Genomic DNA, 22,586 nt, shown 5'->3' with positions numbered 1-22,586 from the left:
AGGACTGAAATGTTGTCAGATCGCAATTGTTGTCGACGATTTCGAGGAACCCACGTCGTCATCGACTCGATGACACTGCGTTACCTGACACACTCACGAATTCCCGGATCGCCGGCAGTTCCCTGCGGGCCTGCGACAGCCCCATCCGATGGGCAGCCGCGAGCCGTGAGAGATCGCGGGTGCCGTTGTCGACGGGCATACGTTCGGGAACGAAAACATGGGCCTTGCCTTCGGCTTCGAGGGCAAAGATGCGTTCACGGGTCTCGTTGTACCGCTTCCACCGCGTCAACAGCGCCTCCGCCAAAGCCGGGTACCTGCGAAAGATCCCGCGATAAACAGCTGAAAAGCGCTGCGGCATCTTCCGATACCCGCGTTCCTGAGTGAGGACGATGACGAACTTCTCAAAACCCTCGCGCTGGGCCTGGCTGAGAGCGATTCCGCCGTCCTCCCCCATGGCGCCATCGACGTAGACGTGTCCGTCCAAGTGCACCGGTGGCATGAGACCGGGCATCGTCGACGAGGCACGGACTCGGACCATGAGGTCATCAATGTGCGGGGTGTCTTTGCACGACCACACGACCTCCTCGCCGGACTCTGCATCGAAGGCGGTGATACGCATATCGCCGGGGTTCGAGCTGAATGTCTCCCAGTCGAACGGCAGCGCTTGATCAGGAGCACCGGCCCGCTGGTAGATGTACTCCGCGTTGAACATGCCCTGTCCACGGGCGAAGTAGCGCCATCCGCCGAACTGCTCGTCTGCGGCGAAATCGACAAACGACTGGCGGGCCCGCCACGCATCACGGGACAGGTAGTTCACAGCATTCGAGGCACCGGCGCTGATGCCGGCGACCCAGTCGAAGTCGAGACCGGCCTTGAGCAGGGTGACGGCCATGGCACTGGTGAGCGAGGCACGCATCCCACCGCCTTCGAAGATCAGTGCGGTATCACTGATGCGTGTCGTTCGTGCCGTGTTCGTCCCCTGCTCCGTGCTCGTCATGGTCACTATCTTATCGAGTGATCACTGCGCTTCGGTCGAGTGGACCCCATATCCCCTTTTCAGCAATACGGCTTGTAGACTCGGGCCGATGAACGATCCCCACTTACGCTTCAGTTCCACCACCACGTACACAGGGTACACACGCCAACACGACTACACGATCACAGTCCGCCACTCCCCCTGGCGGACGAAGGTCGTGGCGCTCAGCATCGATGGAAATGAGCAACTGCAACTTGAGCCAGACCCGCCCTATTCCGATCAGACAGACACAGAGCTCCCACTAGCGGAAGGTCCCATTGACGAAGCCATCCCTGAAGCTGCGCAATCGAACGTCGAAGTGCGTGTGGGCGGATGGCTCGCGGTTCGCATCACAGTGAAGCGACCGAATGACGAAGGAGAGCTGAACGACGATGAAGTCATCCATGTCAGCACGGCGGCCCTCGGCGGTGCAGGCGAGGTGGAAGTCCACTCAGGGCTCAGTGTCGCACCGCTTCTCCCGGAGCCTGGGAGTCGCTCAAAGGCGCGCGATCTCAAACGTTCCGCGAAACCGAACACCTTTGCGCTGATCGCTGGGCTGACGACCGCGACGCGGCTCATCGTTCCTCTGCTTGGCCTCGGGGCACTGTTCGCCTTCATCACCGAACCGATCAAGAAATGGTTCTCAAAGCACCTGACGCCGATACTCGAACCGATATTCGCCTGGCTTGGTCACCTGCTGGAGCCGGTCGGTCGATTGTTGACGGCGATCGGCCGGTTCATCGGTCGGGTCATCGACTTTCTGTTCGGATGGGTGCCGAGCTTCCAGCTGCCATTCGATGTCCCCGACTGGGTGTGGCCCACTGTGCGAATCGCCTTGTTGGCGTTCGTCGCCTATTCGGTCAGTAGGTCAAATCTGAAACGTCGGCAGAAGCGGCTCGAAGACGCGAGGGTGAGGGCAAGCAACGAGCCTTCTTGACCGGGACCTAGGTCGGTTCAGAGCCCTCGTATGCTCATTTGGCCATCATGTTCACTAGCTTCGTCAACGCCACCGGATCGACGGACTTCGCATGCTGGTCCACACAGAGCCGGCCCACTTCCTGGACGAACTGCAACGGTGTCATCAGAACCGGATTGGTGCCGCGGTCGCGATTGTTCGTGGCGACCGCACCACCATCATGGGAATGTATCACTACGACGGGTATCAGACGCTTGTTGGGAAAGTTCTGCTGCAAGGTGGGAAGCCCCCAAGACATGGGATTGCCTCGTCGTTCATTGCCACGCGGAGTGGAGCACATGATCTGTTCGCTCAGCCAGTAATAGTTCCCACCGGGCCAATGTTTGGAGTCAACTGCAACGAGAAGATCACCGCAGAGAATCACATGATCGATATCTGCTTCGCCATAGCCCGGAAGATTGATTCCGTGCACGAGTCGCACTCCTGGAATTTCCATCATCGGGTCCATGAGCTGACTGGTGAGCACTTCCCCGCCGAATCCTAGCTCCGCATTCCGTTCCGTGAATGGAGTCGCATTTGCGTCATTGAGACCTCTCCCAGGCGTACCCCACTGCTTGGTATGTTCGGCCTGAGCTGGAGGAATCAAAGGCCCGGAGTAGATCGGGGCGGCGGTAGCTGGAGCCGATTGTGCTTGTACGTTACGAAGCGATCGAGCGGTCAAGGCCTTGTTCCCCTCGTGAGCTGCAAAACCGAAAGAAACGCTGATCGCGACCGATGCAATTACTAGTGCAATGATTCGAGGAATTGACGATGTCGTGTCGCCGTCTGAAGATAGATCCGGCGCCGCCGTCGCCAGCAGAGTACCAATGAGCAGTCCGATAACTGCGAAAACGTAGTATCCGACAGTCAGCCACTTTACGAATCCGTTTCGCCCGCCGAACACATAGGGCAGACCAAAGATGCCAGCACCAACGAATGCCCCCATCCCGAAGAGTCCAGCGTTGACTCTTCCGGTGATTATTGAGTAGGCAATAGCGACAACAAACCAGATGATGCTCCACACAAGCCATTTCATTCCAGGTTTGCCCGTCGAGCCATCGTTTCCGGCACCCTCCGGAGGTTGCTGAATGGGTTGCAAAGGCCGGTCGAGAGGAACGTAGTTCATCTGAGAGCGTCGCGCATCCGGCAGCCAGTCGACTTGATCTGGCGTAATCGGCATGGTCTTCCAGGCGTCAAACCCGGCAAGTTTGCGTGGATCCTCAGTAGCGAAGTCAGTCGGTTCGTACTCGTATTCCGGAGACCAGGCATCCTCGTTGCCCCACGAATCTTCGAAGTCATCAGAGCCGATATCGGCTGCGCCCTCCTGTCTATCAGCGGTGCTCCCCGAGTCCCCGGTTAGCTGCTTGTCGTAAGCGGCGCGTTTCACGGGGTCACTGAGAATCTCGTATGCTTCGTTGATGCTGCCGAAGTCTGCATCCGTGGTCCTGCCAGTATCAGGGTGACTGTGTTTCGCATGAGCGCGATATGCTGATTTGATGATGTGGTCGGGAGCGTTCTCTGCCACTCCGAGGATCTCGTAATGCGTAGGTTCTGGCATGTGACCTTCTTCTCCCGACCCTCACTCAGGAGGTTGCGGATCTGAGCGAGCCGACCTGCCGACAGTTGCTCGCTCGTAACAGATTCGATTTCCGTATCACCCTATCGCAACAGAACTTGAAGCGGAGGTCCGCAATTTGATTTCACACGACAACCGCCGTTGTGCAACCGGGAACTGCTAGCCTGAATCCGTTGACGACCTTCTGTTGAAGAGGAAACGATGTCTAATCATCTGGAACGTCGAGCACCTGGTACTGGTGGAATCGCTCGCAAAGGCAACCACACCGTTGATGCTGGACAGGCGACCGAAATTTCAGAGTTGACCTTCGAAGGTCGGGTTCTCGAACACTCTGCCGACATGCCTAAGGCCTTTCGGCCGGGCGCGAAGGCGTCAACTCAAATGGCCCTACAGAAGGGCAATGGCCAGGCAAATGTCGGCGGCGAAGTCGTTCGCGCGGATGCCTCGAGCATCACCAGCCTTGCACCTCAGGACGAAGCATCTGTACGGCGAATTGAGCGAGACGAGATTGCTTCGTGCGTGAATCAACTCGACAAGCCACGAAATTCATCTGGCAGAGTAGTGCAACGTCGTATCGGGTGGCGAGCAACCCCCGACCGCATCATCATTACAGTTGCAGAACGTGAGTTGAGGAAGAATCCCACCGGCACATATTCACCGGCAGGGCCGTGGCTGATTGAGCTACGACGTACATTTAAGGAAGTCAGCGGGAAAGCTGCGAAAAGAACCGGATCCGTAACGGCCGATTCCAATCGTGTTACCTCAAGCGGAAACGACGGGGAGAGCACTTCCGGTACCGAACGTACTGTGTCGGAGAAATTCCCTGATGCCTCCCGCGCTCTCGGTGCGCTGCCAGCTGCCGTCCGGTCATCCGCGATCGCACGAGTGCCCGCGCCGTCCCAATTTGAAGGTGAGCTTCTCGAATACTCAGATTCCACTGGCCGATCCACGAGTTGGAAAGTAACGGTCCTGCGCATGGATAGTCAGCGGGCGGTGGTCGTCACGGGCTCTAAGGAAGCCAACTCCAACACGTGGTCGGTCATGCAGGCTTCGTACAACCTCATGGAGCCAGAACTCGAACAGGGATAACGCGCGCAACCCAACGGATGCCTTGACTCGCTTGTTCTGATCTCCGGACTTATTGCGTTTGGTGGTCTCGCAAACGCCCAGACGCTGGGTACTGAACTTACACGAGCATACTGTGAGTCGGACTATCCCAAACCTTCCCACATCATTCGCTGCCTGAGTGCGGGAGCGAGGACCAGCGCGGCGATGACGCTGCCTGCCAGCAACACCCACGCACCGAAGTAGGTGAAGAGTTTGAGTTCAGGTGCCAGTGCCGGACCGAAGTCGGCGGCCATGAGGAGCACCCCGCCAAGGATGAGCGCCGTCGAGACGATCACCTGAATGAATTGCTCGACGGTGGAGACGAGCAGGTTCTTGATCGTCGAGATGTTCAAACCGCTGGTGCCGACGTCGAGGGTGCCGTCCTGGAGGTGTCCGGCGATACGTGAGAGCTGTCCAGGCAGCTCGGCGATCTGCGGGGCGGTCGCCGCCGCATACAGTGCGAGCTCTTGTCGGTCGATGCCCAGTCCCCCGACCTCGCGCAGCAGCATCTTCCCGTTCTGGGTGACCAGTGAGAGCAGATTGAGTTCGGGGACAAGACGTGTGATCGAACCTTCGAGGGTACTGATCGCCCGGAATGCTGTCGCCACCGAGGCCGGCATCGGGAACCCGAAGTCGACGACGAAATCGATGAGCTCCCCGAACAATGCCGCCGAGGTGGAACCCGGCAGACCGTCCCCGTACTTGAGCATGATCTGCCCGATCTCACGCTGGAGTTCACGCAGATTCACGTCGCTCGGTGTGCCGAGGAGTTCGAGGATCGCGGCCGTCGCGGCCTGAGAGTTCTGCGAGTCGAAGGCCATAAGCAATAGAGCGATGGCGCGACGGTCACGTTTGTCGATGCGCCCGACGGCACCGAAGTCGACAAGGCCCGCCCTGCCGGCATTCGAGATGACGATGTTGCCGGGGTGCAGATCGGCGTGGAAGATGCCCTTGCCGAGCACCTGTCGCACGACCATGAGGAAGAGGTCTTGGGCGATCTCTCGGCGAGCGATGTCCGAGAGGTGGTCGACCACCTCGGCGGCGTGGGATAAGGGAACACCTTCGACGAGGTCCATGACGAGGACGAACTCGCCGGACAGGTGCTTGTACACGTGCGGAATATGGACGGTGGAGTCGGTTTTCGTCGTCGACCGACCGGTCTCATCGGCAAGCCGGAGGGCCTCGATGTGGGCGAGCTCGCCGCGGTAGTCGAGTTCACCTTGGAGGGAGTCGACGAAGCTGCGGGCGAGCTTGCCGATGCCGATCTTCTTCGCCCATTCCGTAGTGCGCTCGAGTCGGTCGGCGAGAGTGAGGACGATATCGCAGTCGGCGCGGACCTGCTTGCGGATCTTCGGTCGCTGCACCTTCACTGCCACGGCTTGGCCTTCCCAGGTCACGGCACGGTGGACCTGGGCAACGGAGGCACCCGCGAAGGGGATTTCGTCGAACTCGGCGAACACCTCGGTGACGGACTTGCCCCATTCGGACTCGAGCTGGTCCTTGACCTCGGAGAACGGGACGGGCTTCACCCCGGCTTGGAGGGTGGAGAACTCTTCGACGAACTCGTGCGGGATCATGTCGCCGCGGGTGGCGATGAACTGGCCGAGCTTGATGAACGTGACCCCCGAGGCGGCCAGGGCATCGCGGGTGGTCGCGGCGATCTCACGCAAGGACACCCGCAGGGTCGGGATCCGGGGTTTGAGGTAGCGGGCGAGTCCGAACTTGATGAGGATCTTCTGGATCTGTGCGAGTCGGTTGAGGCGACGGTACCAGGTAGGGATCTTCGGCGCGTTGCGGATGAGTGAGCTGAGCGTGCCCGAGGGCATGATGAGTTCGATCGCGAGGAGGACGAACATTTGGATGACGATGAACCAGGCGAAGAGGAGCAGGAAGACCATGATCGCCGGGAAGCTCATCGACAGGTTTGGGTATTGATCGGATTCGGAGATTCCGAGCAGTTTGTACGCCTGGAGGGTGATCGGCCAGATCGACAGGCCCATGATGAGGGAGACGATGGTGTTGCGGGCGGCACCGGTGCCGGTGAGCATCATCCGCCGGACGAGGAATCCGACGATGAGCGCGCTGAGGACGCCCAGTCCGATGGTGTAGAGGATCGTCACCCGTCAGCCCTTCTGTCGTCTGTGGTCTGCGCCGCCGTCCGCGGGAGGCGGACCGAAGCTGGACACAGTGACCAGCCTAATAGATCCCAGAACAACCCAACGGAAATTTGCATTGGAGCATGCTGACCGGTGGACGTGAACATCTCTAATGCCACGTACGCATCCAACTTCGCCGGACGTAGCGATGCTGGAGGTCTTCCCCACCGAGAGTCCGTTTGTCACCCACACTTCGGCTCAGATGTTCAAACTTAGGCCAGACACTTCGCCCGACCTATGTAGGCGGCCACACACGTGTCGAAACCGAAGCATCCTCTTCAAAGAACATCTCAGAACCGAGGACATTCAACGCTCGGACAAGCAAAAACACAAGTTCCGTTGTATATGCTGACTAGATGACGAGAGGACACCGGTACATCTTGCGAAGAGGCCGTAACGCAAAACAACCTCCCAACCCAGGTGGGGAGGAGTCTCAGGTACCAGATAATGAGATTGATCAGTACTCGAGATCGATGTATTCAACATTCCGATTCGTAAGTGTGGCCGCTGGAGGGCTATATGTCATCCAGTGGTTTCTTGCGCTGATTTCAAACAAAACAAATACGAGCACATCGACGCCAACAATCCAGTACCCTTCAGCAAATCTTGAAGCCGCAGGAGTTGCTGTAACTCTTCTGATCACTGCCGCCGTTGCGGTACAAGTCTTCCTACGACTTCCTCGTGACCCCGAGAGATTCACAAAGGACGATGCCGTCTCCCAGCGCCAATTCTGGGGGCCCGTCGCCACTTTAATCGCAGTCGGCTCGGCATTCCTAGTCCCCTACGTGCTAATTGACAGCATAATATCGTCGACATCCTCAGGGATCCTGAATCTTGCCTCAGCCATTGGGATTCCACTTGTGGCGGTACTTGCACTGATCTTTGCTTCTGATGCAGTAACGATAGTTTCAGAAGAAGCCCGCAAGGAACAACTCGCACAGAAACTTAGACAAGCGAGAATCGATTCTCTGAGAGCCACCGAGGAGAAGATTTACGGAACAGCACGGAATAGGCCACGTGCAGCCCTCATCTGGAACAGTATTATTCTCGGTTCAATACTTGTCGCAATTAGCACTGGGGTTGCGTGGATGCTTATTGAGCAACCATTGCTTACATTTGCATTTGCAGTGTTGTCGAGCCTATGCACAACAGGTCTAATTTTTGTCGGCGCCCAGGCAATACCGACAATCCTTCGGGGCCGGATCATGGAAGCAATCTTCCAGGCCCTCTTGCCAGTGCTTGCAATTACACTCGTCTCCCTGCAGGCTATAACCCTCGCGTTGCCCTTTGTGAGGTCGTCCCCCGGACCAGAGGACTACATACCGCCCATTGCCTACGGAATGCTGGTTGCCGTTCCGTCATTTGCCACAGTGACGCTTCTCTGCACGCTGCGAATCAATAAAGACTACCCCGCAGCAATGTTGGACTTCGCACGTCACCAAGTTCGACTTCTCATAGAACGATATGAGCGGGAGAAGAAACACCATCACTCGGACAGCGAGACCTGGAAAATTCTGTCAGGATCGGCAATCCTATTCAGCCCCATTCCGTTCGTAGCAATATTTCTGTCCGCAAGCGCCACTTGGCATCGGAAGTACTCCTCCGACCAGTCGGGAGGATTGCACTTTGCGGGATGGATAATTCCCATAATTGTCGCCGTCTTGGAAGCTTTAGCGATGCTGCTAATAGCTTTCTATGGCCCAAAATTAGGATGGTTTCATCTATGACCAGTCAGTAACAGATCGGATCAAATTTTAGAACTGCTTTGAGGTCCAGTCTTAAGACATACAAGATGACTCGAGCTCATAACAATGCCGAACTAGTCATCTGATGGGCGGTAGATTCCGCGTTCGTCAACAACTGAGGAAAGTTCGAGTTTTTCCTGCTGGCAGCTGTATAGAACGGGTAATCGGTAGCGCGCGTGCAATGAAGCGGTAGCGGTTGTGCGGCTATGTGAAAGCGTTTAATCGGCGTTCTGACCCTGCCCCCATAGCCGACCTCACTTGCCGTATGCGGTCGAGTGTCTGCCAACCAACATCAGCTGCGCACCACCTACAAGTACCGCAGTCTTTGGGGCAGCTCGCGCTCAGGCTCAACTGCATCGCGAAGGCACTTTCCACGGGAGCCCCTCGGTGGAATTGCTGGTGGACCGGACGATCTAGACATTCTTTCTACTTCCCTGGACGTCGCCCACACCGCGCGCGAGAGACCCGAAGAGAGGGTCACGAGTGCAATGGGCGGTCCGTTCCCGTTGTCGCGGATACAGGAGCTGGGCATGGCAGCGCAGAACAACTCCGGTTGATGCATGATTCATCAGGTTTGGTTGCTGCTACCCGGCGTACATTGCCGCTACCGTTTCAGTACACGCGCGCTACCGGAAGCCACTTCCCTACAGCAGCCGCCGACAGCATTCATCGGTTCCATAAGAACTGAAACAACTGCTTCATTTCGCGAAGTTTTTGCTGCAAAGAGACGTCTGAATAATTCCACTTGGATCAGTGGCCGACCGCCAGCATTCCCACACCTCATATCGGCCACTCTCTCCGCGAACGATGGGTCGAGTTCAAAAACAGCCCGGCTCAACCTAATCAACCGGGCCGTCGAACTCTAAACTTCAGCGATCACTCCGGGCGGTGTTCGCTCATGACCTTCTCGAACAGTTCGTCGCCGAGCTTGTCGTAGTTCGCGTCCTCCGGGTACCACTCGTCGAGTTCAGCGAAGTCGCCCTTGTCGTCGTAGCCGAGATCGGTGACAGCCTTCTGCCATTCCTTCGCCGCGTCGTTCAGCGTCTCCGGAGCGTCGGGCACTTCAGCCTTCTTCGCGGTCTTGTCCGACAGCGTCTTCGCGTACGTGGCAATCTGCTCCTGCACGTCATCGTCAAACGGCTCGACCTTGCCGTCGTTGTCCTTCGCCTGCTCAACCGCCTGCGCCTTCGCCCCGATGACGACCTCCATCATCGTGGAGAACGTCGTCGACATCGAGTCGAAGATGACCTGCTGGTAAGCCACCGGCAGTTCCGAATACTTCTTGCCCGCTGTGATCGCACCGGCCGAACGCGCGATGCCCGCATCGGCAGCGACACCGATGTTCGGGGCCACCTCGAAAGTGCCGGCCTCGACGTTCGGAGCCAGCTGACCGAGGTCGCAGTCGACAGTTCCGCGCTGCAGCGCCTCATAGGTCTCCGGGAACGACAGCGACACCGGAGTCGCACCCAGGTCCGTCACCTGCTTGCCGGCAGCGGCCGAGCCGACACGGATCTGCTTGCCCTTCCAGTCCTTAGCCGAAGTCATCGGCTTCGAGCACATCGTCGCGTAATCGCCAGCAGCGAGCATCGGGATCAGTGGGACGAGGTTCTTGTCCTCGAATTCGGCGAGCACCTCGGGCGTCTCCCACGCCGCCTGGACACCGGCCGCGTTCGCCGCCAGGTCGCTGGCCACCGGCGAGGACGGCAGCGTCGACATGGCCGTGCCGATCGCGTCGAAGGCCGGGTATTCGGCCGGAGTGTAGGACGGCAGGGTGAAGGCGAGGTCGACTCGGCCATCGGCCAGGGCGTCATCGACGTCGGCGTAGCTGGCGATCGCCTGACCCCACACGATGTCGACGGTGATCTTCCCGCCCGAGCGCTCCTCGATGGCCTTCTTCACGTCGAATCCGTTCGGCGCGAGGATCGACTTCTCCGACATCGATGACGGCTGGAACTTCAGCGTCACCGGGTCGAGGTCAGCCAGAGCCTCATCGATCTCATCCTGCGAGGCATCGAAAGCGAAGCCCTCCCCCGCATCATCACCGGAGTCCGATCCGCTGCCACCGACGGAGCCGGCGCATCCGGCCAGCAATGCCAGCGACGCGACCATGGCGACGGCTTTGACGGGGCGGCCTGCCGCCGAACGAATGCGACTCATGGGACTCCTTTGAACAATGCCTGAGAATTCCCTCCAATCATATGTCCGAATGAGGTCACCCTAACCATGACTCCCCTCACACCGCGCACCCGCAAATCCAGGGCGGCAGCCACGGATCGCGGCGTTGACGTGAACTAAAGGGCCACCTCGGCGAGTATCAGCCGGACATGCCTCCGCTGGTGCGTTCGATGAGGTCAGGCAGCCATTCGGTCATGCCGGGCACGGTGACCATGAGGACGAGGAAGATCACGACGACGGGCAGGAACCACAGCAGGGAGATGAAGATGTCGCGCAAGGTCACGGTGTGGCCGAGGTTGACGTCGGGGTTCTTCACGATGCTGTGGACGATGTAGGGGATGATGCCGACCGGCGGGGTGACCATGGCGAACTCGCCGAGGAGGACGACGAAAACCCCGAACCACAGCGCGCTCACGCCCATCGTCTCGAGCGTGGGCAGGAGGATCGGGATGGTCAGCAGCATCATCGACAGGGTGTCGAAGAACATGCCCATGACGATGTAGAGGACGATGAGGACGAGCAGGAATCCCAGCGTGGACAGGCCCAGGCTCGTGATGAATCCGGTGAGGATGGGGGCGAGTCCCGTGATGGCGAGCAGACTGGTGAGCATGGTCGCGCCGATCATGATGAAGAAGATCGCCGAGGTGGCCGCCACCGTATCCATGGCCGATTCCGCGACCTTGCGCCACGGTGTCTCGTGCCGTTTTTCCCACAGGCACAGCAGGACCGAGCAGAGTGCAGCGGCGGCTCCCGCCTCGGTGGGGGTGAAGATGCCGGAGAACATGCCGCCGAAGAGGACGATGAGGATGATCGCGAATCCCCAGACCCCGGCCAGTGAGGTGAAGCGGTCGCGCCAGGTGGTGCGGGGGCGGGCGGGGGTTGGGTCGGTGGTGTTGCTTGTAGTAGCTGCGTTGCGGGTGCGGCCGACGAGGCGTGGGGCGATGACACCGAGAGCGAAGATGAAGGCTGCGAAACATACGGCGAGCAGGATGCCGGGCAGGGCTCCGGCCATGAGGGCGGGGCCGACGGGCACGGAGGCGATGCCGGCGTAGATGACCATGAGGATCGAGGGTGGGATGAGGTTGCCGGTCATGCCGGCGACCATGATCGTGCCCACGGCCATGCGGCGGTCGTAGCCGGCCTTGAGCATTTCGGGGATGCCTGCCCGACCCAACGCATAGGTCATCCCGATGGTCGATCCGGTGACCGCGGACAGACCCGCGCCGGCGAAGGTAGTGCCGATGCCGATGCCGCCGGGCAGCCAGGAGAACCAGTGGTCGGCGACGCGGTAGATCTTGCCGGACAGGCCGGATTGGGTGAGCAGCATGCCCATGAAGATGAACATCGGCAGCACGCTCATCGTCCAGTCCGAAACCGCGTTGAACGGGGCTGTGGCCAGCACGTTCATCGAAGCGGGTACTCCGCTGATCGCGTAGACGCCGACGATCGAGGGCACGGACAGGGCGATGGCCACCGGCACGGAGAGGAAGATGAGCACGAGCATCATGGCGATGCACCAGGCACCACCGACGGCTGCGTTCGGGCTCGTGAAGAGGCCGACAAGACAGACCACGACGAGGCCGAAGCCGATGGTCAGGGCTACGACGCCGGGACGTTGGCGGCGGGTGCCGGTCGGGAAGAGGGTGTTCGTGTTCGGGGCGACGTCGACGGGCAGGCTCGCACCGAGCGTGTCAGTGGACGTTTTCGCGGGTGGCTTCGGCTCGCTCATTAGAAGCTTCGGTTCTCCAGGTCGGTCTCGGCGGGTTCGCCGGTGGAGAGGTCGAGGTCGGGTTCTCCGGTGCGGATGATGACGATCGCATCGAGCACGTAGAGCACGGCCAGGAGCAGGAACACGACAGGAACGAGGAAATACACGGGCCAGGTGATGACCGAGGAGACATCGGCGGTCTGCCCGATGTCCATGTAGGTCAGAGCGCGGGTGAAGCCGAACCAGGCGAAACCGACGGAGACGAGTGCTCCGAGGATGCAGGCGAAGATTTTGAACGCCGAGGCGGTCGCGGGTTTGGCCCGTTCGATGGCCATGGTCACGGTGATGTGTTCTTTCTGCAGCTGAGCCGCCGGGATCCCGAGCAGAGCGACGATGGGCAGATACCAGTATTCGACGATCTCGTTGGTGCCGTAGATCGGTGCGTCGAAGAGTGACCGGGTCAGGGCGTGAAGGACGATGTGGAGCATCATGATGATGATCGCCGCGGCGGTGGTGACCGTCAGGCACTTTTCGAGGACCTTCGTGAACGTGAGCATCACGAGTCACTGTAGCCGTCGCCCGGTGGAGTTGGCTGTGACTTCCACCGCTCGCAGCGCGTCGAGGAGGTCGCCGACCTCGGAGGCGTCGGCCAGGCCGTCGGGGATCATGGCGGTGACTCGGCGGGCACCGGCTTCGTCCACGGCGATCGGGTCGATGCCGGCCACGCGGTTGTAGCGCCGGGCGCTGCGAGGCAATAGGGCGACGCCGAGCCCGTTGGAGACGAGTGATTGGATGGCGCCGGGGTTGTCGGTGATGTGGCGGGTGCGCGGTTCGAAGCCGGCATTGCGACAGAGGCGTTCGGCGGTTGAGCGGCAGCGCACGCAGCCCATGATCCACGGCAGGTCGGCGACGTCGTTCAGGTGTTGGATCTGTCCGGCTCGGTTCCAGCGTTCGGGGACGAGGAGGTCGAGGTGGTCGGCGCCGAGGTCGACGGTGGTGTGGCCGGAAAGTTCAGGTGGTGCTTCGTCTTCGTGGTGGAAGAGGAACGCGATGTCGATGTTGCCGCTCTCGAGCATCGTGATGGCTTCGGGTGGTTCTGCCTCGGCGACTTCGTAGGAGTGGTGTTGTGGGGTTTCGGTTCCTGTGCCGGCGTTGGCTTCGAGCCTGCCGAGAGCTGCGGCCAAAGGTCCGATGACGAAGCTGGGGAATCCGGCGAGCCGGACATTGCGTCCGCCGAGGCCGAAGGCTTTCGCGAGGTCGCCGCGCAGTCCCGTCACCGAGGCGGCTATCTCGCTGGCACGGATGCGAGCGAGTTGGCCGGCAGTGGTCAGTCGGATTCCGCGTGGGGTGCGGTCGAAGAGGATGACGCCGAGGTCCTTTTCCAACGCGTTCATGTGTTGGGAGAGAGCCGGCTGGGACCAGCCGAGTTCGCGGGCGGCGGCGCCAATGCTACCGGATTCGGCGATGGCACCGAAGATAAGCAAGCGTTTAGGCTCGCCGAGGTCGAGGGCGTGCTCGAACACATTGGACATAAGCCCAGCTTATGCCAATGCAGAGAGAACTGGGTCTACCGAGCATTGTCGGATCGGGTCAGACTGGAGGTCAAGGACAGGTTTGGACGTCGAGGAAGTCGGCGGAATGAGGAGTGAGAGTATGCGCAGGATCGGTCTGCTGGGTGGCATGAGCTGGCATTCGAGCATCGAGTACTACACGAAGATCAACGATGCGGTGGCGAGGCAGCTCGGCGGCCATCATTCGGCGCGCATCCTCCTCGATTCCACGGACTTTGCCGACATTAGGGAGTTGCAGCTCGCGGAGGATTGGGCAGGGGCTGACACGGCACTGTCGGCGACGGCGCAGCGTCTGATTGACGGAGGCGCGGAGGCGGTGGCGATCGCGACGAACCTCATGCATAAGTGTGCACCAGCGATTGAGACTACGGTCGAAGCCCCACTCATTCACATCGTCGATGCGATCGCGACGATGGCGAAGCGTCATGGGTATTCGACTCTGGCGGTACTCGGCACGAAGTGGACGATGCTCGACGGCTTCTACACCGACCGCCTAGAGGCGCAGGGTATCCATACGCTAGTTCCGGACGAGGAGACATGCGTCGAGGTCGATCAGATCATCTTCGACGAGCTCACCCAGGGCTTCTTCACCGATGCTTCGCGTGAGCGGTACGTCGAGATCATGAACGATCTCAAGGCGCGCGGCGCGGACGCGGTCGCTTTGTCGTGCACGGAGATCGGCCTCCTGGTCCCACCGGAGACCGCTCCCCTGCCCGCCGTCGACTCGGTCGATGCGCATGTGGCCGCGATCGTCGAGTGGATGATGGCGGAAGCGCTGACAACCGTGTGAGCTCGAACGGTCAGGAAGCAAAGAGGGCGAGACTCTGCTCTTCAAGGAATCGCCGGACGATGAGGGCGGAAGCAGACGGCTGACTGTCGCTTCGATGCACGAGGCAGATCTCAAGCGGAGGGGTATCCAAAAGCGGAATCCATCGCAGTGACGTGTCGAGGCCAGGAAGATCAACTGCCGCCAATACACCTACTCCGGCACCTTTCTGCACCATGACTTTCACAGTTCGTCCGGATGCAGCTCTGACGACTACTTCAGCGCTGGGGAGTCGATCGGCAACCTCTTGCCCGACTACGGTCCCCGGCCGCATCGTGACGATTGGCCACATTTCCAGATCCTGCCATTCGACCGTCCGACGCTCGGCGAGAACGTGGTGATCGGGAACGAGGATTCCCAGACTCGCGCTCGCAATTCGAGTGCGAGTGACCCCACCGATCGCGCGAGTCCGTGGCGACGTGATCACCCCGATGTCAAAATCTCCTGCAAGGACAGCAGTCTCAATCTCAGTTGAACTCGTTTCCGAGATCTCGAATCGCAATTTCGGGTGCTGGGACAGGAGCCGCGATGTGACTGGAGCTAGCAGTGCCTCAGCCAAGGTGGCGATCGAACCAATTGTGACACGCCCTCGATAGACATCGCTCAGTTCTGCAGCCATCCGATGGACTGCTTCTTCGGCGGCGATCAGTCGGGTGAAATAGGGGATGAGGCTTTCCGCAGCTGCCGTCGGATGCACACCGAACCGACTCCGGACAAGGAGGACAACGTTGAGTTCTTCTTCGAGAAGAGTGACTTGCTCGCGCAGAGCCGGCTGGCTGATTTCGCACTGGGATGCCGCCGCACGAAACGACCCGGTGTCGACTGCAGCAAGAAAATAGCGCGTACGTTGGACTCTCATAGACCAACTATAAAGGTTTTACCTATCTCCCCCTCGAAGTGTGCACTTCTTCCCGGCTGGGTCCACAGAGTCGAAACTGTGATGTGGCGAATGTTCGCTGAAATGACCTCACAACGGTGTGGAAGGAAAACACTTATGCCAGATCAGCCACTGTCGAGCGTGCGTGTTCTCGACCTATCGACAATCATTGCAGGCCCGCTCACAGCGTCACTGCTGGGAGACTTCGGTGCAGATGTCATCAAGATCGAGCAGCCTGGCTACGGAGATCCTGCGCGGCATTACCCGCCCCTGATCCGCGATCTGTCGGCAGCCTGGGCGATGCATGGCCGCAACAAGAAGAGCGTCACGCTCGATCTTCGTCACGACGAAGCGCCTAACCTGGTCGGACGGTTGGCAGAAAAAGCTGATGTTGTCGTGACGAACTTTCGTCCTGCCACGCTCAAGAGATTTCGCATCGACTTTGAAGATCTGGTGAAGCACAAGAGCGACCTCGTCATGGTTCATATCAGCGCATTCGGCCGCTCCGGCCCCTACGCCCATAGGCCCGGATTCGCACGCGTAGCGGAGGGATATGCTGGACTCACCTACCGCACGGGAGACTCAGATGGACCACCGATGTTTGCAGGCTACCCAGTAGCGGATGGAGTGACTGGGATATATGCGGCGTTCGCCGCACTCCTCGCGTTGCGTCAACGGGATCTCACCGGCGAACCTCAACTCGCAGACATTCCATTATATGAACCACTTCTAAGAATGATGGAAGACTTCGTCACCGACTATGGGGTGACCGGTGCCAGCGTAGAGAGGCAGGGGAACAAGAATCCGCACATCAGTCCCAATAGTATGTATCAGACACGGGATTCCGAGTGGATAGCACTTCCGGCCTCCACAGAACGCATGTGGGAACGACTAGTGGATGTTATGGAAGAACCGGAGCTGAAAGACTACGGCTCGCTGTCGAGCCGGCTCGAACATCGTGACGAAGTCGAAGCCCGAGTAGCAGACTTCGTTCGGGCTCACGACAGCGAGGAGCTCCTGGAGAAGCTTTCGAAGGCGCGGGTAGCCGCAGGTCCGATCAATTCTGCTGAGCAAGTGTGCAACGATCCACATATCAGAGCGCGTGGTTCGATCGTCGAAGTCGACGATGGAGTTGGCGGTACGCGCTTGGTGCAGGCACCGGCAGGTCGGTTCTCTGGATTTTCGAGCACTCTCGGCGGGCCTCCCCCAATGCTGGGAGAGAACACCGATGCGGTTTTCGAAGAGCTTGGCGGTCTCGACACTGACGATATCGCCGATCTCCGTTCACGAAACGTAATCTGAGGGGAGCCTGACGATGACTCTCGCAGACATCTCAATTCTTGTCCTCATTCTGCTGTTTGCTGGTACCGCCCTCAAAGGGTTCAATTTGGGGTTGGGCGCATTCGCCGCGGCGTTCGGTGTCAGTGTATTGGCCGGCATCGACGTGGAGAAGGTCATCGAGGCTTTTCCAGGTGACTTCTTCATCATGATCGTCGGGGTGACTGCACTCTTTGGAGTTGCCCACCTCAATGGAACACTCGATTGGATGCTTGACGGCATTCTGCGTCTGGTTCGCAGCAATGCGACGTTAGCCTCGATTTTTCACGGTGTGGCTCGTGCCCGTGATTCTCGCGCTGCGGAGCGCATTCGTTTCTGATTTTGTCACTCGGGTATGACGCGACCACCGTGTGTCGCCACGGTTCGGCGGGGACTCCGACCCCAATTGGTTTCCTCGACTCGAACGAACACGGACACGTTCTCGTCATCCGGGTTCGGGTCCTGGTAGAGCGCGCAGTCGGTTGAGGCCGGCGACGATGTCTTGAGCAAAGCGGGCAGTGTTCTTCATGTGCACCACCACCCGGCGAGCCGTTCTGGCGATCGTGGCCGGGATCGTGTAGATGTGCATGCGCAGTCGCTTCGGCTCCCACCGTCGAATCTCATCATCGGCGAAGGCCAATAGCCCACTCCAGGCCTGGAGATCCCCGGCAAGAGCGATGATGGCCAACCAGATTCGGTTTTGGTCGAACCCCTTGAGTGGGAAGTTGGCCAACCCGGTGTCTTTGGCGATCCGGATCCGATCCTCGCACCTGGCCCGCGACCGGTGGCGAACTTCCAGGTCAGCCAGCTGTCCGCCGACTGTGTTCGTCGCGAATGCCGTCAGACGGTATCCGTCGACATCATCAAAACGCAGTTGAGCGCCTGGATGTGGGCGTTCACGACGGACGATGACTCGCATCCCTGCCGGCCAGTCGCCCGGGTCGAGGACTCCGGTGAGTTCGGCGACGTCGGCCCCGTCGCGGGGGTCGCCGCTGGTGTCGTAGGCGGGTTCCCACGCTTTCAGCTTCGTGAGTTTGCGGTAGAGAATAGGCATCGTCGTCGGCAGCATGAACCCGACCGAATAGGACAGGCGCCTCCGGGTGAGGAAGTTCAGGAAGTCATGGGTGCCGCCAGCGGTGTCGGTGCGGATGAGCACATTCTTACCCGGACGAGTCTTCCCGCCGGGCAGGCCAGCGAGAACGTCTTTGACCAGTCCGATGTGGTCGGTGGCGGTGTTCGATCCGGCATTGCCGGGACGCAGCAGTCCGGCGGCAGGTTCGCCGCAGCCTGGCCTTCCGTGGTCGATGAACGCCAGCAGGGGGTGGAACCCGAACCCCTTCTTGTAGGTCGGTGACGCGTGCTCTTTTTCACTGTGGGAGGTGACGAGGGTGGCATCGATATCGACGATCAGCGGAGTTCGAGCATCTGTGTCGTGGTTGGGTGCGTGAGCTCCGGCGAGTTCCCACACGTGGGCGCGGGCGGCTGCCCGAGCGGTGTTGATGGCGGCCAAGGTTTGGTCGGCGTCGTCGGCGAGGGTGCGGATGAGGCGGGTGATCGTCGGGTTCGATGCCACTGGACCGTAGAGGTCGGGTTCGTCGCGGAGGACGGAGCTATCGGAAAGAGCGTCGCCGCCGAGAGCGAGGGTGATCGCGATATCGGTGAGGATCTTGGCTGGGTCGTGAATGGAGAAGGGCCTCTTCCATGCCGCCAGAGCCTGCTTCAGGTGATGGCCGAGCCCGCTGGTGTGCACGGTTTCGGTGAGCAGCATGCCTCCGGCTTGCCCGAGGGCGTTGCTGGGCGCGGCATCGATGTGCAAGCGAGGGTAGGTGCGGGTAGGCTTCACTCTGAGAGTGCTCCTTTTCCAGAGAATATTGATGTCTTCGCAAACACCATTATCCCTGGTCAGGAGCACTTTTCTTCTGTCAGTCCACCATCCGGTCGATCCTAATCATGAAATCTCGAGGTTAGTGGCGCTAGTGCCGTTCTTCGCCGGCGCTCTCCTCACTGCCTTCGGCACGTTGCCTGCAGCAGCCACCGCCATCGTAGCTCCAATCGCCTTAGGTCTGTCCGCCCGCTACGCGCTGCCACCACTAATGATGGCTGTCCTCGGAATCATGGGAATCCTCAGCGGACTGTTGTCTCCGCTGGCCGTATTCGGCATCGCTGCTAAACAGCAATCTGTAGCATCGCATCTGACAGTCCCGTCCAATATGCCGATCACTCTCCTGGCAGGGTCGATCCTTGCGGGTGTACTCGTATGCTTGGGAGCGTTGGCGTTCTCACGCGCACGCGGACTGCTCCCCAAGGGCCGAATCGACCAGCCGGTCGTTTCACCTGAGTCCACCGGGTACGGAGTGGCCACCGCTGTAAGAACGACCCCTCGCACGAGAGATCTCGTCGTCACCCTCGGTGGAATCGCTCTCGTACTCGTTTTCGCTGTGGGCTTCGATGCGAACATCGGTTTGCTGGGAGCCACCGTGTCCTGCCTGCAACTACTAGTATTGCGGATGGAGCCATCGGAAGCCGTAGCGAAAATACCCTGGGAAGTTATCCTCCTGATTGGAGGATTGCTGACATATATAGGCGTGATGCAAGACCTCGGTGCCTTCGAGCGGATCAGTCAGTTGCTTACCGTCGAAGGTTCGCCGATGATCACGTTGCTTCTCCTGTGCTACATCGCGGGAGTCACCTCGTTCGCTGCAAGTTCGATCGCCGTCTTCGTGACTGCGATGCCGCTCATCCCGAGCGTCGTCGAAGCCGGAATCTCACCGATCGGCGCAATTCTCGCTATCGCGTTGTCCTCTGTTGTCGTCGATATCAATCCTTTAGGAATCACCGGTGGCCTCATTCTCGGATCGGCGCAAGAAGAAGTGAGACCACGGCTCTTTAAACAGCTGCTCGCCTATGGTCTGATATCAGTCGTCGTTGGTCCACTCATCGTTTGGGCGCTCTTCGGTTGGTGGTGAACTCCATCAGCCTTTTGACCAGTCGACTTCTGCTCCACCGCTGACCCAACTCCGTTTAGAAGAACTGATGGTGGCGGAGAGTCATCGCCGCCACCATCGGCCAGTTGTCCTTCGACCTGATACTTCAGCACCCATGTAGCTGGTTCGCTCGTAGGTGATTACGCTACGCTAGCGGCCAGACAACAACCTCAATGCGATGAGAGTGATCACACCCGACTTCCGGATATGCACCGAAACTTCGTGGTCGGCTCCGAACCAGTGGAACGGTCAGTTTGCATTAGGCATTGTCGGCCCGCTCGATGATCAATGACAGAGCCCGCAACAATGTGCGGCGTCTATGTTGGTGCCATCAATCTGGCTAACTGGGCACTGCGCACATTCTCACCCGCACCCACTAAACACACGCTGTTCCTAGCGTCTATTCGACAGGAGCAGGCATTTTCACAATGTCGTATTCCAAACTGATCCTTCCAAATTCCGGGTCTTCGAGCGACACGCCCCAACGGCTTGAGAATTGATCGACTTCAGCGTTCATCGGAATCGTTCCCGACAGCAGAACAGTGCCAGGTTCGAGTTCACCTCGTTCATCAAGGATGTTCAACCAATATTCCGGGTCAAGCAATGAAGCCGCCGACCCTTCTTGAATCACCATTCGCTCTTCGCCGACCCAAGAAGACAGGATCACTTCGTCGAATCGTTCTGCGATGTCGCTGTAGAGCCACGCACGGTCACCCAAAACATCGGGAGAGGCATTCTTAGACCATGCAACTCCGTGAGCTTCAAGCTTCCGGTCCGTATGGTCGCATGCGCAGGTGATGAGGACTTGACCATCGTTGTCAACGATAATCGCCCATTCCGCCTCACCAGAAGTCTCTGAATGCTGCACATCGATCCGGTCAGCCTGCTGCGCGAGATAAGGAGACACCGGATACAGAGTAGGGGTCGTTCCGGGCACCGGAACTCCTAGCTTTGCCAACTCATCGATATGGGCCTGTACCTCGTGCTGGTCTTTGCCGGCGTATCCAGCATTCAGCAGCCGCTTTACGGTAGCTTCCGCAGTTGTCCCATCGGGTAGCTGGAAGCGCAGCACAGGCAATGCTTGAGCACTGTTCATAGTTTGATCCGTTCTTCGTCGTTGCAGATTGATCTCATGTGTATACTCATTGTATACACGATCTGCTTAGAGTCATCCTAAGCGCTACAAGGAGGTAATCGTGAGCACTCCACAGAATGGACCTGAGGCGACACCATCGCCGACAGGAACCTACGTGCCAGCCAAGAAGGATCTCTACAAAGCCTTCGCAGCGTCTCTGTCCGGTACGACTTTGGAATGGTACGACTTCGCCGTCTATTCGGTGTCATCTGCACTCATCTTGGGTCAGCTGTTCTTTCCAGCAAGTGACCCTTACGCTGCAACCATCGCAGCGTTCTCCACTTATGCGGTCGGATACATTTCCCGGCCACTAGGCGGAATCGTCTTCGGCAGGCTGGGCGACATCATCGGTCGCAAGAAGGTTCTCGTAGCGACGCTCTTGCTGATCGGCATTTCCACATTCCTCATCGGACTTCTGCCGACCTATCACAGCATCGGCATTACTGCCGCCGTCTTGCTCGTCATCCTGCGGTTCGCACAAGGTGTTGGCGTCGGTGGCGAATGGGGTGGAGCTGTACTTCTCTCGAGCGAATTCGGCGATCCCAATAAGCGCGGATTCTGGGCATCAGCAGCTCAAATCGGACCGCCAGCCGGCAATCTGATGGCCAACGGAGTGCTCGTCGGTCTCACCATGGCACTCAGCGAGGACGCGTTTTACAGCTGGGGCTGGCGCATCACTTTCCTTCTTTCGCTTGCCCTTGTCGGTTTCGGTCTCTGGATTCGTCTGAAGCTCGAGGACACTCCCATATTCCAGTCACTTCAAGACAAGGGAGACCGCGCGGAACGGCCAATCACCGAGGTCTTCACAACACAGCGCCGACAACTGACAGCTGCCGTCCTGTCCAGGATCGGCCCCGACGTCTTCTATGCCCTCTACACCGTGTTCATACTGAGCTACAGCGTGCAGCGCGAGGGGCTGTCAAACAGCACTGTTCTCAGCGCAGTGCTCTTCGGGTCGGCGTCGCAGATCATCACTATTCCTTTGGCGGGCTGGCTCTCAGATCTGTTCAACCGACGACTGGTCTATGCGACTGGCGCAGTCATCGCAGCGATCTGGGCCTTCCTGCTGTTCCCAACGATTCATTCTGCACCGTTCTGGGTCCTGGCACTGTCAATGGTTGTCGCAGGCACCTGTCACTCATTGATGTACGGCCCACAAGCAGCATTTGTCATTGAGCAGTTCCACCCCAGGTTGCGCTACACGGGAGCCTCTCTGGCATACACATTTGCAGGTGTGCTCGGAGGGGCGCTCGCTCCACTGATGTTCACTGTCCTCGCTGGCCGAGACCAGAACTTCGTACCAGTTGCGACATACGTGACGATCGCCTGCGTTCTGACTCTGGTTGGACTCGCTCTCGGAAGAAACTCGGTGCCCGCAGAAGACCTACAGTATTTGCAGCAGTCGACAGGCTCAGACAATGAAACACATGCGAACTGAG

18 protein-coding genes are annotated in these 22,586 nt (G+C 59.2%); 8 read left to right on the top strand and 10 right to left on the bottom strand.

What is annotated here, in order from left to right; genetic code table 11:
• Positions 1-58 precede the first annotated feature (58 nt).
• On the bottom strand, positions 59-997 hold the full coding sequence (locus tag EB835_RS11525) for a patatin-like phospholipase family protein (RefSeq protein ID WP_135809617.1): 939 nt from the start codon (positions 995-997) through the stop codon (positions 59-61).
• 88 nt (positions 998-1,085) lie between these two features.
• On the opposite strand from EB835_RS11525, the gene EB835_RS11520 reads away from it, so the two are divergent.
• Positions 1,086-1,952: a hypothetical protein gene (locus EB835_RS11520; RefSeq protein WP_135809616.1), complete on the top strand. Its 867-nt coding sequence runs from the start codon at positions 1,086-1,088 to the stop codon at positions 1,950-1,952.
• A 34-nt stretch (positions 1,953-1,986) separates the two neighbouring features.
• Here EB835_RS11520 and EB835_RS11515 read toward each other — a convergent pair whose 3' ends face one another.
• Positions 1,987-3,528: a nuclease-related domain-containing protein gene (locus EB835_RS11515; RefSeq protein WP_135809615.1), complete on the bottom strand. Its 1,542-nt coding sequence runs from the start codon at positions 3,526-3,528 to the stop codon at positions 1,987-1,989.
• Positions 3,529-3,747: 219 nt separating this feature from the next.
• On the opposite strand from EB835_RS11515, the gene EB835_RS11510 reads away from it, so the two are divergent.
• Positions 3,748-4,635, top strand: a complete 888-nt coding sequence (locus tag EB835_RS11510) for a hypothetical protein (RefSeq protein ID WP_135809614.1) — start codon at positions 3,748-3,750, stop codon at positions 4,633-4,635.
• 122 nt (positions 4,636-4,757) lie between these two features.
• On the opposite strand, the gene EB835_RS11505 is transcribed toward EB835_RS11510, so the two are convergent.
• Complete coding sequence (locus EB835_RS11505; RefSeq protein ID WP_135809613.1) at positions 4,758-6,773, bottom strand: ABC1 kinase family protein; 2,016 nt, start codon at positions 6,771-6,773, stop codon at positions 4,758-4,760.
• A 392-nt stretch (positions 6,774-7,165) separates the two neighbouring features.
• Here EB835_RS11505 and EB835_RS11500 point away from each other — a divergent pair, with 392 nt between their 5' ends.
• The gene (locus tag EB835_RS11500; RefSeq protein ID WP_135809612.1) at positions 7,166-8,536 is read left to right on the top strand and encodes a hypothetical protein; all 1,371 of its coding nucleotides are present in this window, start codon (positions 7,166-7,168) and stop codon (positions 8,534-8,536) included.
• An 894-nt stretch (positions 8,537-9,430) separates the two neighbouring features.
• On the opposite strand, the gene dctP is transcribed toward EB835_RS11500, so the two are convergent.
• The 4 genes from dctP to EB835_RS11480 form a co-directional block, all read right to left on the bottom strand.
• The gene (gene dctP, locus EB835_RS11495; RefSeq protein WP_135809611.1) at positions 9,431-10,711 is read right to left on the bottom strand and encodes a TRAP transporter substrate-binding protein DctP; all 1,281 of its coding nucleotides are present in this window, start codon (positions 10,709-10,711) and stop codon (positions 9,431-9,433) included.
• Positions 10,712-10,868: 157 nt separating this feature from the next.
• Positions 10,869-12,458: a TRAP transporter large permease gene (locus EB835_RS11490; protein ID WP_135809610.1), complete on the bottom strand. Its 1,590-nt coding sequence runs from the start codon at positions 12,456-12,458 to the stop codon at positions 10,869-10,871.
• Positions 12,458-12,994, bottom strand: coding sequence for a TRAP transporter small permease (locus EB835_RS11485; protein WP_135809609.1), 537 nt, complete (start codon positions 12,992-12,994; stop codon positions 12,458-12,460). The genes EB835_RS11490 and EB835_RS11485 overlap by 1 nt, the downstream gene beginning before the upstream one ends.
• Before the next feature lie 6 nt (positions 12,995-13,000).
• Positions 13,001-13,969 carry a LysR family transcriptional regulator gene (locus EB835_RS11480; RefSeq protein ID WP_135809608.1) on the bottom strand — a complete coding sequence of 323 codons (969 nt, stop codon included), beginning with the start codon at positions 13,967-13,969 and terminating at the stop codon, positions 13,001-13,003.
• A 121-nt stretch (positions 13,970-14,090) separates the two neighbouring features.
• Here EB835_RS11480 and EB835_RS11475 point away from each other — a divergent pair, with 121 nt between their 5' ends.
• A complete protein-coding gene (locus EB835_RS11475) occupies positions 14,091-14,798 on the top strand; it encodes an aspartate/glutamate racemase family protein (protein ID WP_135809607.1) in 708 nt (235 codons plus the stop codon).
• 10 nt (positions 14,799-14,808) lie between these two features.
• On the opposite strand, the gene EB835_RS11470 is transcribed toward EB835_RS11475, so the two are convergent.
• The gene (locus tag EB835_RS11470) at positions 14,809-15,693 is read right to left on the bottom strand and encodes a LysR family transcriptional regulator (RefSeq protein ID WP_135809606.1); all 885 of its coding nucleotides are present in this window, start codon (positions 15,691-15,693) and stop codon (positions 14,809-14,811) included.
• Positions 15,694-15,828: 135 nt separating this feature from the next.
• Here EB835_RS11470 and EB835_RS11465 point away from each other — a divergent pair, with 135 nt between their 5' ends.
• Together EB835_RS11465 and EB835_RS11460 are read left to right on the top strand one after the other, a co-directional pair.
• Positions 15,829-17,013 (top strand): CaiB/BaiF CoA transferase family protein, encoded by a 1,185-nt coding sequence (locus EB835_RS11465; protein WP_168216716.1) that lies wholly within the window; start codon positions 15,829-15,831, stop codon positions 17,011-17,013.
• A 13-nt stretch (positions 17,014-17,026) separates the two neighbouring features.
• Complete coding sequence (locus EB835_RS11460) at positions 17,027-17,368, top strand: transporter permease (RefSeq protein ID WP_135809604.1); 342 nt, start codon at positions 17,027-17,029, stop codon at positions 17,366-17,368.
• Positions 17,369-17,473: 105 nt separating this feature from the next.
• Here EB835_RS11460 and EB835_RS11455 read toward each other — a convergent pair whose 3' ends face one another.
• Positions 17,474-18,871 (bottom strand): IS1380 family transposase, encoded by a 1,398-nt coding sequence (locus EB835_RS11455; RefSeq protein ID WP_135809603.1) that lies wholly within the window; start codon positions 18,869-18,871, stop codon positions 17,474-17,476.
• A gap of 31 nt (positions 18,872-18,902) precedes the next feature.
• On the opposite strand from EB835_RS11455, the gene EB835_RS11450 reads away from it, so the two are divergent.
• Positions 18,903-19,994 (top strand): SLC13 family permease, encoded by a 1,092-nt coding sequence (locus tag EB835_RS11450; RefSeq protein WP_135809602.1) that lies wholly within the window; start codon positions 18,903-18,905, stop codon positions 19,992-19,994.
• Between the two features lie 418 nt (positions 19,995-20,412).
• Here the strand turns inward: EB835_RS11450 and EB835_RS11445 are convergent, their stop codons facing one another.
• Complete coding sequence (locus tag EB835_RS11445) at positions 20,413-21,108, bottom strand: DUF2848 domain-containing protein (RefSeq protein WP_240688698.1); 696 nt, start codon at positions 21,106-21,108, stop codon at positions 20,413-20,415.
• Between the two features lie 154 nt (positions 21,109-21,262).
• Here EB835_RS11445 and EB835_RS11440 point away from each other — a divergent pair, with 154 nt between their 5' ends.
• Complete coding sequence (locus EB835_RS11440; RefSeq protein ID WP_240688705.1) at positions 21,263-22,585, top strand: MFS transporter; 1,323 nt, start codon at positions 21,263-21,265, stop codon at positions 22,583-22,585.
• Position 22,586: the final 1 nt, after the last annotated feature.

The sequence above is a fragment of the Brevibacterium sp. S22 genome, from assembly GCF_004745485.1.
In the GTDB taxonomy this organism is placed as follows: domain Bacteria; phylum Actinomycetota; class Actinomycetes; order Actinomycetales; family Brevibacteriaceae; genus Brevibacterium.
The sequence above is the reverse complement of the archived record's forward strand: the minus strand, read 5'-3'. Positions and strand labels throughout refer to the sequence as shown.